Raw genomic sequence first — 13926 nt, 5'->3', positions numbered from 1 at the left:
AATTATAATGAGTACTATGCGCTGGTGCATCGACGAAGCTGATGTAAACCGTTCTGGAAAAAATAGATTTGAAATTAAAGGATGGATATGGAGCAAGAAGGGAAACGCCATTACTGCGGAGGTTAAGGATAGCAGTGGACAGGATATTCCATACAGAATCTCCTGGATAAACCGTCCAGATGTTCAGAAATATTTAAAAATAGAAGACAGTGAATTAAAATTAGGCTTTATTATTTATATAGACGATATTTCTAAGCTGTGGGAAAAAAAGGGCGAAATAGAAGTGAAATTTTCAGATTCTGTGGAGACCGTAAAAGTATTCCAGCGAGAATGGAAGGATATTAAGCAGAGGTATATAAAAAATCTTATAAAGTATCATGTAGACAGTGCATGTATCCTGGAAGATTATGTCCTAATAAAAGGCTGGGCCTTTTACAAGAAAGAGCGCTGCCCTGTTTTTGTGCTGGATAGCCAGGACAATGAGATTGAATTTACATGTGAAAGAGAAATAAGACCGGACGTTAACGACATCTTTTCTGTAGATTCAGAATTGGAAAGCGGTTTTACTATAAAATTTCCTAAAAAGTGTCTAGAAAATGGAAATGTGGCGGTGACATTTAAAAGTAAAGACTCCAGAGCAAGATATGTGCTTTCAGCCAAAAAGCTATATTTCAGTAACAGTAAGGTGGGAAAATATTACGAGCAGCTGGGGCCAAAGAAATTAAGGAGTAATTACCAGTTTATACGTGCCCATGGAATGAAAGAATTTAAAAAACAGCTTTCTATTAATCTGAATCCCAATAATCAGGGTTATGGATATTGGGCAAAACTGCACAAGACCAGTAAGCAGGAGTTAAAAAGGCAGAGACAGACTCGCTTTCCTTATGAACCTTTAATCAGTATTGTGATACCTCTTTACAACACCCCTTTAAATTACTTTGACGACCTATTACGTTCTGTGGTGGGACAGACCTATTCAAACTGGCAGCTTTGTTTTGCAGATGGAAGCCCAAATGACCGGATTGAAAAATTTTTGCAGGAAAAGTACAAAAAAGAGAAAAGAATTGTCTATAAAAGATTAGAAAAAAATGAAGGGATTTCGGAGAATACCAATGCAGCTCTGAAATTGGCAGATGGTGAATATATTATGCTCAGCGACCATGATGATGTGCTGGAAGTAAACGCATTATATGAGATCGTAAAGGCCTTAAATACTGGCGGCCATCCCGATATCGTTTATACAGATGAAGACAAGGTGACGATGGATGGAAAGGAATATTTTGATCCACATTTTAAGCCGGACTTTAACTGGAATTTATTGAGGAGCAATAATTATATCTGTCATATTTTTGTAGTTTCAAAAAAAATAGTGGATCAGATAGGCGAATTCAGGAAAGAGTATGATGGAGCACAGGATTTTGATTTTATTCTAAGATGTTGCGAGAAGGCAAACTGTATTTATCATATTCCGAAAGTTTTGTACCATTGGAGATCACATCCTAATTCTACGGCTGGAAATCCCGCCAGTAAAATGTATGCCTATGAAAATGGAAGAAAGGCAGTGGAGGCCCATTATAAGAGAATCCAGCAGGATGCAGAAGTGACTATGACTCCTTATTGGGGAAGGTACCGCTCCAAACTCAAACATAAAGGGACGCCTCTGGTTTCTATTATCATACCAAATAAGGATCACATTGATGACCTGGACAGATGTATAAAGTCCATTTATGAAATAAGTACGTATAAAAATTTCGAGATTCTTATAGTGGAAAATAACAGCAGCCAACAGGAAACTTTTGCATACTATGAGCAGATACAGCAGACGAGAAAAAATCTAAAAGTATTATATTGGAAAGAGCATTTTAATTATGCTGCCATAAATAATTTCGGTGTGAAATATGCCCAAGGAGATTTTTTCATATTTTTGAATAATGATATTGAAGTGATCACGCCGGAGTGGATGGAAGAGATGCTGGGATATTGCCAGAGAGAAGAGGTGGGGATTGTAGGTGCAAAACTATATTATCCCAATGATACGGTACAGCATGCCGGCGTTGTAATCGGAATGGGTGCAGATCATGCGGCAGGTCATGTTTTCTACGGAGTAGACAGAAAGCAGTTTACTTATGGAGGAAGAGCAAACTCTACCCAGGATATAAGTGCGGTAACTGCAGCCTGTATGATGGTAAAACGCAGCGTCCATGAGGATATCGGCGGTTTTGATGAAAATTTTGAAGTGGCGTTTAATGATGTGGATTATTGTCTGAGAGTCCGAGAACTGGGAAAAACAATCGTATTTCATGGGTTTGTAGAGCTATATCACTATGAATCCAGATCCAGAGGACTGGAAGATACTCCGGAGAAGAAAGAAAGATTTAATCGCGAAGCAGGACTGTTTAGAAAACGCTGGAAATCTATTTTGGATAAGGGAGATCCCTATTATAATCCAAATCTGACTCTGGAAGACTCCAACTGTACTTTAAAGTGGTAAGATAAAGGGAGAAGAGAATGAAACGTGAGTTAATGGAAGTAGAAAAGGAACGTTTCAGCCTTAAAGAGAAAGATAAATATCTGCTCCAGGGAACATGGAATCAGGAATACAGACCGGAGGTTTTTCTGGACCGTCAAAGGGTAAGTGAAGTAGAGTTTACAGAAGCAGATGGAAAGGCTGAAATCTATATAAAGATTCCCGTGAATATAAAAGAGTATAAAAAGCTTTATGTTTATGGGAAAAAAGAGGAAAAAAGAGTTCTCTGGTTCTCAGAAAAAGCAGAGAAGATTGCGAAAAAACAAAATATGCCCCAATATTTTATTGATTATGTAGATGTGGATTTTGAAAATCATAAATGTATGATCAGTGGGTGGGCAGTTTACCATCATCCTTTGGAGATCTATGTTGAGAACCAGAACAGGGAGAGGATAGAATTTTCTATTGAGAGAGTGAACCGTTCTGATGTGCAGCAGCAGTATCAGGAGATTGATATAGGGAAAGAAAGCGGATTCTTTTTAGAGTTTTCATTTGAAAAGGAAAGCGGAGTACGACTGGTCTTTTCTTCCCAGGGCTGCAGAGCTATCCGCTATATCAGCCTGTTAAAGCGAAAAATGGTGGGAGAACGAATAGGAACCTACTACCAAAAAGGAATTCGTTATTTCAGACTTCATGGCGCCGGTGGGTTTGCTCTTAAACTGGTAAAAAAAGCAGAGGAATATAAGAATCGTCCGTATCCATATACAAAATGGTATCCGGAAAATATGGCAGGAGAAGAAGAGCTGGAAAAGCAAAGGAAAAAAGTTTTTGCCTATGAGCCATTGATCAGTATTGTGATTCCGCTTTATAATACGCCTACTCAGTATCTGAAAGAACTGATAGAGTCTGTTCAGGCGCAGACCTACAAAAATTTTCAACTTTGTCTGGCTGATGGAAGTGACAACGAAAAGGTCGGCACTTATATTCGAGAAAATTATAAGGAAGACAGCCGCATATGCTATAGGCTTTTGGAGAAAAATGATGGGATCTCTGAAAATACGAATAGAGCTATAGAACTGGCAGAGGGAGACTTCATCATGTTTTCAGACCATGATGATACTTTAGCACCGAATGCATTATATGAAATTGTGAAAGAGATTAATGAGAATCCGGGGACTGATGTGGTATATACAGATGAAGATAAGGTGACTATGGATGGGAAACGTTATTTTGATCCTCATTTTAAGCCGGACTTTAATCTGGATATGCTTAGGTGTAATAATTACATTTGCCACATTTTTGTTGTGAAAAGAGAGATACTGGAGCAAGTGGGAATGCTTCGTAAAGAATATGATGGCGCTCAGGATTATGATTTTATCTTGCGCTGTTGTGAGCAGGCCCGTAATATTCGACATGTTCCCAAAATACTGTACCATTGGAGAAACCATCCGGCTTCTACTGCTGGCAATCCAGAAAGTAAGATGTATGCTTATGAAGCGGGGAGAGCAGCTGTACAGGCTCATTATGACCGGGTGGGAATCCCCGGGAAGGTGAGTATGACAGAAAATTGGGGAAGATACAGAACAGAACTGACTGTTAAAGGAACTCCCCTGATCTCTATTATTATTCCTAACAAAGATCATAAGGAAGATTTGGAGAGATGTGTTTCTTCTATTTATAAGAAATCCACATACAGGAATTTTGAAATTATTATAGTAGAGAATAACAGTACAAGCGAAGAAATTTTCCATTATTACCGTCAGATAGAGGAACAATATGAAAATATCAGAGTTCTGGAATGGAAAGGAGAATTCAACTACTCAGGAATTAATAACTTTGCAGCAGAATCAGCCAGAGGAGAATATTTGCTGCTTTTGAATAATGACATAGAAGTGATAACAGAGAACTGGATGGAAGAAATGCTCAGTTATTGCCAGAGAGAGGATGTAGGTATTGTAGGAGCAAAACTTTTATATCCTAATGATAAAATCCAGCATGCCGGTGTTATCATAGGTATGGGCCCGTCAAGGACAGCAGGACATATCTTTTATAATTTTCCAAAGGACCAGTTTGTGTATGCAGGGCGTACACAAACGACTCAGGATTTAAGTGCAGTGACAGCAGCCTGTATGATGACGAAGAAATCTCTGTATTTTAGACTTCAAGGGCTAGATGAGAATTTCCAGGTTGCCTTTAACGATATTGATTACTGTCTGAGGATGAGAGAACTTGGAAAGCTGGTAGTGTATAATGCCTACGTGGAAATGTATCACTATGAATCGCTGACCAGAGGTTCTGACAAAAATGCGGAAAATAAGAAGCGATTTTCAGAAGAGGTAAAACTATTCAAAAAACGCTGGGGAAAAATCTTGAAAAACGGAGATCCGTATTACAATCCAAATCTGAGTCTGGCCAGAAGTGACTGCTCTCTGAGAAAAAGAAATGAATAGAAAAAGAAAACAGGACCACTCTTTCCCATATACGCAGGCAATAAGCCAGGCGGGAGCCAATGTGAAAGAGGGTCCTGTTTTGTATGTTATGCGCTTCTTTTTTTCTTAATTTTTGGCTTTTTCCTAGAAGCGAAGGAAATAAGAATTATAATTTCTGATATACATAGAATAAGTAAAATTACCCCCATGCCAGGCAGAACATAATCCCATCCACGGATTTGATAGAAGGAGGAGGACGGGATATCTGCTTCCTGCTCAAAACTTACCGGAAGGCTGATCTGAGCACTGTACAGATCTACCCCCTGATAGGAATAAGTACGTGTCCTTGTATCTCCACTGTCGCTGTCTTTGACAGTGAGCACATTGCTCTCCACTCCTTTAGGCAGGACCACATATCCTGCAGGTTCCTCGCTGTTCAGCCAGTAAACTGGAGAAAGGTGGAAATTTTCAAATCCATAGTTGAAAAGACTGACAGTATCTATAAAACGGTTTTCACCATCGGAACGGAGAACTACACATACAAGAGTCATGCCGTCACGGGCGGCGGCGGTGACCAGAGTATTTTTGGCTGCCTCTGTATGACCTGTTTTGCCCGCTATGACACCGTCGTAATGATATTCGCTATCGTTGATAAGGGCATTTGAATTTTCAAGATTCCTGGGAGATGAAGTCATGTTGGTGGCAGGAATCGTGTAAGTGGCAGAGCCAGAGATACGGCAGAAATCTTCGTTTTGGATTGCTGCAGCCAGGATCAAGGCTAAGTCATGGGCAGTAGTATAGTGATTGGGGTCAGGCAGGCCATTGGCATTTACAAAGTGGGTATTCTGACAGCCCAGCTGAGAAGCTCGCTGGTTCATCATGCTTACAAAATTTTCAACAGATCCGGCCACATAAACGGCCATTTGGGTGCAAACCTCGTTAGCAGAGGCCAGCATAATGGCGTAGAGACATTGCTCTACTGTAAGCTGTTCTCCGACCTGGGCGTTTATCGTAGAGTTTCCGGGCTCCAGATCAGGAGTGATCACATCAGTAAAGGTTACGGTCTGGCTAAGGTCTTCTATATTTTCAAGGATCAGCAGAGTCGTCATGATCTTGGTGGTACTGGCAGGATAACGGATTTCGTCCATTCCTTTATCAAATAGAATCTGTCCTGTAGAGGCTTCCATCAGAACACCGGTTTCTTCGGCGATTTCAGGGGATTGGGGCCAGCTTGCGGGAAATTCTGCTGCTTCCACCGGAGAATAGGAGCTCAGCATAAGGATAAAAGCCGACAGAACACAGCAAAGAGGCTTCAGCAATATATTTTTCTTCACAAAAGTTCCTCCTTTATATAAAATGAAATATGAAAAGGCGGCCCAGTCAGGGCAGTTCCCGCTCATTATAGCACAATAAAGGTTTTCTTTAAACAGAAAATGTGTTAGAATAAGCAGATGAATGAGAACAGGAAAGGCAGGTGAAGGGTAATGCCTACTGGAAAATTAGAATGGGGGAGAATTTTAGGGAGGCTTTCGCCATATACCATTCAGAAGGGGTTTCGTTATCTGAAACATTTTGGTTTTAAAGAATTCTGGATAAGACTTCATGAACGTTTTGAGCCTGAGGAGATACCCTATGGTCCCTGGTATGAGGAATACAGACCGGACCCGGAAGAACTGGAAAAACAGAGAAAAAGAAAATGGAAAAATCCGCCTAAGATTAGTATAGCTGTACCGGCTTATCAGACTCCGGAAAAGTTTCTGCGTCAGATGATGGACTCAGTATTGGAACAGACCTATGAAAATTGGGAACTTTGTATTGTAAATGCCAGTCCCAAGGATGCCTCAATGGAATATATTTTAAGGGAATATTCCAGGAAAGATGAAAGAATCCGGTGGAAAAAACTGGAGGAGAATAAGGGGATTGCAGAAAATACCAATGAAGCTCTGGCAATGACTACAGGGGACTATGTAGGACTGCTGGATCATGATGACCTGCTGGCACCCAACGCTTTGTATGAAGTTGCCAGCGCTCTGGAGAGAGAGCCGGATACAGAGGTTATCTATACAGATGAGGATAAGGTAAGAGGAGAGGAACTGGAGCATTTTCAGCCCCACCTGAAGCCGGATTTCAGCCCTGATCTGTTAAGATCCAATAATTATATTTGTCATTTTTTTGTCGTAAAAAAGAGTATTCTGGAGAAAACAGGAGGATTCCGCCGAGACTACGACGGTGCTCAGGATTACGACTTTATTTTCCGCTGTACAGAGAAAGCAGAGAAAATCTGCCATATACCGGAAATCCTTTATCACTGGAGGACTCATGAGTCCTCCACTGCGGATAATCCGGAGAGTAAGCTATATGCTTTTGAGGCTGGAAAAAGGGCAATAGAAGACAATTTAAAAAGAAGCGGCCTTACAGGAACTGTGACACAGACAAAGGACTATGGATTTTACAGAGTGAAGTATCCGGTTATCGGCACTCCCCTTGTTTCCATTATCATTCCCAATAAAGATGCCAGAGAGGATCTGGAAAAGTGTATAACTTCTATATTAGGAAGGAGCATATACAGTAATTACGAAATTCTCATTGTGGAGAATAACAGTACCTCTCAGGAAATTTTTGATTATTACAGACAGCTGTCTGAGAATCCCAAAATACGGCTTCTCAGATGGAAGAAAGAATTTAATTATTCTGCTATCAATAATTATGCGGCTTCGAAGGCAAAAGGGGAATATCTTCTTTTCCTTAATAATGACACAGAGGTGATTACTTCCGACTGGATAGAGGAAATGCTGGGATTCTGCCAGAGAGAAGACACCGGAGTTGTAGGTGCAAAGCTGTATTATGGAAATAACACTATTCAGCATGCCGGAACAGTAATAGGCATTGGAGGAATTGCCGGCCATATGTTTGTGGATATGCCAAGAGAGAGGTCTGGCTATATGCATAAAGCCTCCATCATACAAGACCTCAGTGCAGTGACGGCAGCCTGTATGATGATGAAAAGACAGGTGTTTGAAGCAGTTCAGGGATTTGAGGAAACTCTGAGTGTGGCTTTTAATGATGTAGACCTTTGTCTGCGGGTAAGGGAACTGGGATATCTGGTAGTATATGACCCCTATGTAGAATTATATCATTACGAATCAAAAAGCCGGGGGGCAGAAGACAATAAAGAGAAAATACGCAGATTTCAGACAGAAATAGAATTTATGCGCTGCAGATGGGAGAAACTTTTAAAGGAGGGAGATCCTTATTACAATAAAAATCTTTCTCTTGCCAAGTGGAATTACTCTCTGCGCCCAAAAGACTGAAAGGTAGGAACATGTGTAAGGTTTCGGTGATAATCCCTAATTATAATGGGAAAAGATATTTAAAAGACTGCCTGGAAGCTATGAAAGTACAGAGCTTCCGGGATTTTGAGGTACTGCTGATAGACAACGGTTCCCAGGATGGAAGCCAGGAGTATGTGGAGAAAGCATATCCTTGGGTGAGACTGATAGCCTTGAAGGAAAATACAGGATTTTGTGGAGCAGTGAATGAGGGGATCAGAAATTCCTCCAGTCCCTATGTGATACTCCTCAATAATGACACCATTGCAGATAAAGACTTTGTAGGGGAACTGATCCGGGCAATCGAAGAAAAACCCAGAGCTTTTTCCTGCCAGGGAAAACTGCTCCAGATGAAGAATAAGGATAAGATTGATGATGCGGGAAACTATTACTGCGCCCTGGGCTGGGCTTTTGCAGATGGAAAAGGTAAGCAGGAAAAAGCCTATGAGAGGGAAAAGAAAATTTTTGCATCCTGTGCAGGGGCGGCTGTCTACCGCCGGGAACTTTTAGATAAGACTGGGCTGTTTGACGAAGAGCATTTTGCCTATCTGGAAGATATGGATATAGGATACAGAGGAAAACTCCTGGGCTATGAAAACTGGTTCTGTCCCAAAGCAAAAGTCCTTCATGTAGGAAGCGGAACCACTGGATCCAGATATAATCTGTTTAAGGTCAGGTACTCTTCCAGAAACAATGTGTATCTTATTTATAAAAATATGCCCCTTCTCCAGATCATCTGGAATTCTCCGCTGCTCCTTCTGGGCTTTGCTGTTAAAACTGCTTTTTTTACCGTAAAGGGCTTTGGGAGAGAGTATGTGGCGGGGCTGAAAAACGGGGTCACGATTTCTTTAAAAAACAGAAGAAAAAAATTCCGGGCGGATTCGCCTTTGCAGTATCTGAAAATACAGATGGAGCTATACAGAAATCTGGGAAAATTTCTTATGAAGTAAGTACAAAGGAAGGAATTTACTATGAAATGGAAAAAGGGTCAAATTATGTCAAGCAAGGTTTTTCTCCTTATGCTTTTGGACATTCTTACTATACAGATTGCTTCTTTTCTGGGGCTTTTTATCCGGTATGAGTTCAGCTTCAACAGTATTCCGGTTTCGGATATGGAGCAGGTTCTGCGTTATACAGTGCCAAATACAATGATAACCCTGATTGTGTTTGCTGTCGCAAAAATGTACAGGAGTGTGTGGCGACACGCCAGCTCCAGTGAGCTGGTCAATATTATCTTGGGTAATGCAGCAGCATCTGCAATACAGGTAACCTGCGCATGTCTGCTGAAACTGACACTGCCCAGATCCTCCTACCTGATTTACTATTTTGCTATGGTCATCGGTACCAGCTGTGTGCGTTTTTCTTATGTTATTTTAAATATCCTTAGCGAAAAGATGACGGACATTACCGGGGGCGGAAAGAAAAGAGTCAATGTTATGCTTATCGGTGCAGGAGCTGCAGGAAGTTCAATTTTAAAGGAAACAGAGGAAAGCAGATATCTGAACCTGAAAGTAAAATGTATCATTGACGATAATCCGGCAAAACAGGGAAAATATCTCAGAGGAGTTCCTATCGTAGGTACCAGAGAGGATATTCCCGATAAAGTTGAGGAATATAATATTCAGGAGATTATTGTGGCCATTCCTTCTCTCGGGAATGTGAAGATGAAAGAGATACTGGATATCTGTAAAGAGACCAGGTGTAAGACAAGGATTATTCCAGGCATTTATCAATTCATCAATGGAGATGTAAGCGTATCTAAGCTGAGGGAAGTCCAGATCGAGGATCTTCTTGGAAGGGAACCCATTCAGGTAAATCTGGATGAGATCATGGGATATGTACAGAATAAAACCGTAATGGTAACTGGAGGAGGCGGCTCTATCGGCAGCGAGCTGTGCAGACAGATTGCAGCTCATAATCCAAAACAGCTGATCATCCTGGACATCTATGAAAATAATGCCTATGAGATTCAGCAGGAATTAAAAAGAAAATTTCCTGAGCTGAATCTGGAGGTGCTGATCGGTTCTGTGAGAAACACCCACAGAATGAATAACATTTTTGATAAATACCGGCCAAACATTGTCTATCATGCGGCAGCCCATAAACATGTTCCCCTTATGGAAGACAGCCCCAATGAAGCAATCAAAAACAATGTGTTCGGAACCTTTAAGACAGCAGAGGCGGCAGACAAATACGGGGCAGAGAAATTTGTGTTGATTTCTACAGACAAGGCTGTGAACCCCACAAACATCATGGGTGCTTCTAAGCGGATGTGTGAGATGATCGTTCAGATGTTTGCGAGACATTCAAAAACCAATTTTGTGGCGGTACGCTTTGGAAATGTGCTGGGAAGCAACGGCAGTGTAATTCCTCTGTTTAAAAAACAGATAGCAGCAGGAGGGCCGGTAACGGTTACTCATCCGGATATCATCCGGTATTTCATGACCATTCCGGAAGCTGTTTCCCTGGTGCTGCAGGCAGGTGCTTATGCCAAGGGAGGAGAAATCTTTGTTCTGGATATGGGAAAACCGGTAAAAATTTTGGATCTGGCCACAAATCTGATCAAACTTTCCGGCTATAAGGTAGGGGAAGATATTAAAATTGAATTTACAGGTCTCCGTCCGGGAGAAAAGCTGTATGAAGAACTGCTTATGAGCGAAGAGGGACTCCAGGATACAGACAACAAGCTCATTCATATCGGAAAGCCCATTGAATTTGATGAGGAAGAGTTTAAGAAACAGCTGGCAATTCTGGATAAGCTTAGCAGGGAGGACAGCCCCCGGATTAAGGAAGCTGTACAGAAGGTTGTCCCGACCTACGTGATCACCACAAATAAATAACAAATGTGTGGATTTAATCAATTATTGCGTTCTTAGTAGAAGTGTGATATATTATTAAGAAAATATTACATGTGTTACATGATTAAGTAGAGGGTGATAATACCTTGATAAAAGAAAATCAAAAGCATTTTAACCGCCTCCACGTGGTGCTGGATGCTTTTGTTATTGTAGCAGCCTACTTTATTGCCTGGGTGATTAAATTTTTGTTTATGGACCAGGAAGTAGGAGGGCTTCCCTTCAGGACTTATGCTGTGGCTATACTGCCTATCGTGCCGGTATATCTGCTCTTATACTATATATTCAACTTGTATACTCCTAAGAGGGTCCAGGGCAGAAGACTGGAAATGTGGAATATTGTCAAAGCCAATACTGTTGGGATCGCCCTGATCCTTGGAGTGCTGTATCTTATTAAGATGATGCACTTTTCCAGAGAACTCCTGGCAATTTTCTACTGTGTGAATATCCTGATGGAGACAGGACTCAGAAATCTGATCCGGTACTTTCTGATGAGTATGCGGAAGAAAGGCTATAATCTTAAGCATATCCTTCTCGTTGGATACAGCCATGCGGCAGAAGAATATATAGACAGGATCATTGCAAATCCACAGTGGGGATATAAGATACGAGGAATCCTGGACGACCATATTGAAGCGGGAACAGAGTATAAAGGAGTAAAGGTGCTGGGAAGGATTGCAAATCTGACGGTAATCCTGCCTCAGAGCCGCCTGGATGAGATTGCAATTACTCTGGGACTGAATGAATACAGCCGTCTGGAAGAAATCGTAGCTTTGTGTGAAAAGTCAGGAGTGCATACAAAGTTTATTCCTGATTATAATAGAGTTATACCGACTAAGCCATATACAGAGGATATATTGGGACTTCCGGTGATCAATATAAGACATGTTCCGCTGACAAATACTTATTATGCGTTTTTAAAACGGGTCATGGACATTGTAGGCGCTCTGGTTGCTATTGTGATTTTTTCACCGGTGATGCTTTTTTCTGCAATTATGATCAAGCTTACGTCTCCGGGACCTCTGATTTTTAAGCAAGAGAGAGTAGGACTTCATAATCAGCCTTTTATGATGTACAAGTTTCGTTCTATGGAAGTTCAGGCACCGGAGAAGGAAAAAACCCGATGGACAGTAAAGAATGACCCCAGGGTAACCGGATTCGGTAAATTTATGAGGAAGACCAGCATTGATGAGCTGCCTCAGTTTTTTAATGTATTAAAAGGGGAGATGAGTCTGGTTGGCCCCAGACCGGAAAGGCCTTTTTTTGTCGAAAAATTCAAAGAAGAGATTCCCAGATATATGATCAAGCATCAGGTACGTCCGGGAATTACTGGCTGGGCTCAGGTAAACGGATACAGAGGAAATACTTCTATCCGAAAAAGAATAGAATATGATCTTTACTATATTGAAAACTGGACACTGGGACTGGATGTAAAGATTTTATTTTTGACCTTTTTTAAAGGATTTGTAAATAAAAATGCGTATTAGTGATAAAGGGGAACGAAGATGTCTAAGATGAAAAAAAAGAAGAGACACATAGGTAGAAAAATCCTTTTCGGAGTTGAGATTCTTGTACTGATTCTGCTGGTTGGAGTTCTATTTTTATATACTCAGATTAATAAAAGAATGGACAGACTGAACTTTACTCAGGCGGCAGATGAACAGGAAGTGCAGATTAATGAGTCTGTAGCGGGAAGCGAAGTGCTCAGCGGCTATACGAACATTGCCCTGTTTGGAGTGGATAAGCGTGCAGAGGACGAGGGAGCCTATGGAAACAGTGATACGGCCATCATAGCCAGCATCAATAATGATACCAAGGAAGTGCGCCTGGTATCTCTGTACAGGGACACCTATATGCGGGTAGATGAGGATGAATACGGTAATGGTATTTATAATAAATGCAATTCTGCCTATCTCCGGGGTGGCCCCATGCAGGCGGTGAATATGATAAATACTAACATGGATCTGGACATTGAGAACTATGTAGCTGTGGATTTCAGCGCTATGGCTACAGTGGTAGACTGCCTGGGCGGATTGGATATTCCAATGTCCTATGAAGAAATTGAACATATGAACAATCACTGTGTAGAAACTTCCCAACAGACAGGGATGGATTATACCCCAATTGAAAAACCGGATCCTGCACCGGAGGACCAGTCACAGATTTTGGGAACCTATCATCTCAACGGAGTTCAGGTTACAGCCTACTGCCGTATCCGTCAGACTGCTTCGGGAGACCAGGGCAGGACAGAAAGGCAGCGTCTGGTACTGGACCTTCTGGCAGAAAAGGCAAAATCAGCCAGTCTGACTACCCTGAATGACATTGTGGATCAGGTATTTCCCCTTATACAGACAAATTTCTCCAAGTCACAGCTGATCCGTCTGGGAACCAGTATCCTGACTTATAGTATGGGAGAAAATACCGGATTTCCTGTAGATTATGTAATGGGAGGAGACCTTACAGTGCCAGTTACAGGACTGGACTGCATTATTCCTACTACTCTGGAAACAAATGTAAAATATCTCCATGAATTTCTGTTTTCCGATGAGGATTATCAGCCCTCTGAGACAGTAACTATCCGCAGTGATTTTGTGGTAGACCGCACCGGATTCGGGGAGAGTTATGTTGCAGATGAGAGAAAGTATCTCTTGGATGATGGAGAATCCTCTGAAGACAGCAGCGACAGCTCAGAAGATACCGGCAGTTATGAGGATTCCTCTGTAGAAAGCTACAGCTATAATACAGAGGATGACAGCAGTTATGATATTGAAGAAGAATACTATTAAGGAATAAGTTTTTGGGAGAGAAAAGGGAGGTGCTGGAAGGCCCTTCCTTTTCTTTCGTAC

The 13926-nt window shown here is 41.4% G+C and carries 8 protein-coding genes; 7 read left to right on the top strand and 1 reads right to left on the bottom strand.

Features of this window, described 5'->3' with window-relative positions; translation table 11 throughout:
• Window positions 1-7 precede the first annotated feature (7 nt).
• Together B5G33_RS10975 and B5G33_RS10970 are read left to right on the top strand one after the other, a co-directional pair.
• On the top strand, window positions 8-2491 hold the full coding sequence (locus B5G33_RS10975) for a glycosyltransferase family 2 protein (protein ID WP_242974677.1): 2484 nt from the start codon (window positions 8-10) through the stop codon (window positions 2489-2491).
• A gap of 17 nt (window positions 2492-2508) precedes the next feature.
• Window positions 2509-4917, top strand: a complete 2409-nt coding sequence (locus B5G33_RS10970) for a glycosyltransferase family 2 protein (RefSeq protein ID WP_087417684.1) — start codon at window positions 2509-2511, stop codon at window positions 4915-4917.
• An 86-nt stretch (window positions 4918-5003) separates the two neighbouring features.
• Here B5G33_RS10970 and B5G33_RS10965 read toward each other — a convergent pair whose 3' ends face one another.
• A complete protein-coding gene (locus B5G33_RS10965) occupies window positions 5004-6230 on the bottom strand; it encodes a D-alanyl-D-alanine carboxypeptidase family protein (RefSeq protein WP_242974676.1) in 1227 nt (408 codons plus the stop codon).
• A gap of 150 nt (window positions 6231-6380) precedes the next feature.
• On the opposite strand from B5G33_RS10965, the gene B5G33_RS10960 reads away from it, so the two are divergent.
• From B5G33_RS10960 to B5G33_RS10940, 5 genes are all read left to right on the top strand, one after another.
• Window positions 6381-8207, top strand: coding sequence for a glycosyltransferase family 2 protein (locus B5G33_RS10960; RefSeq protein ID WP_087417682.1), 1827 nt, complete (start codon window positions 6381-6383; stop codon window positions 8205-8207).
• An 11-nt stretch (window positions 8208-8218) separates the two neighbouring features.
• Window positions 8219-9175: a glycosyltransferase family 2 protein gene (locus B5G33_RS10955; RefSeq protein WP_087266722.1), complete on the top strand. Its 957-nt coding sequence runs from the start codon at window positions 8219-8221 to the stop codon at window positions 9173-9175.
• A 45-nt stretch (window positions 9176-9220) separates the two neighbouring features.
• A complete protein-coding gene (locus B5G33_RS10950; protein ID WP_242974675.1) occupies window positions 9221-11065 on the top strand; it encodes a polysaccharide biosynthesis protein in 1845 nt (614 codons plus the stop codon).
• Between the two features lie 104 nt (window positions 11066-11169).
• The gene (locus B5G33_RS10945) at window positions 11170-12567 is read left to right on the top strand and encodes an undecaprenyl-phosphate glucose phosphotransferase (RefSeq protein WP_087266728.1); all 1398 of its coding nucleotides are present in this window, start codon (window positions 11170-11172) and stop codon (window positions 12565-12567) included.
• 18 nt (window positions 12568-12585) lie between these two features.
• On the top strand, window positions 12586-13866 hold the full coding sequence (locus tag B5G33_RS10940; RefSeq protein ID WP_087417680.1) for an LCP family protein: 1281 nt from the start codon (window positions 12586-12588) through the stop codon (window positions 13864-13866).
• The last annotated feature ends 60 nt before the right edge of the window (window positions 13867-13926 follow it).

This window comes from Blautia sp. An81 (genome assembly GCF_002161285.1).
GTDB classification, from domain to species: Bacteria; Bacillota; Clostridia; order Lachnospirales; family Lachnospiraceae; genus Blautia; species Blautia ornithocaccae.
The sequence above is the reverse complement of the archived record's forward strand: the minus strand, read 5'-3'. Positions and strand labels throughout refer to the sequence as shown.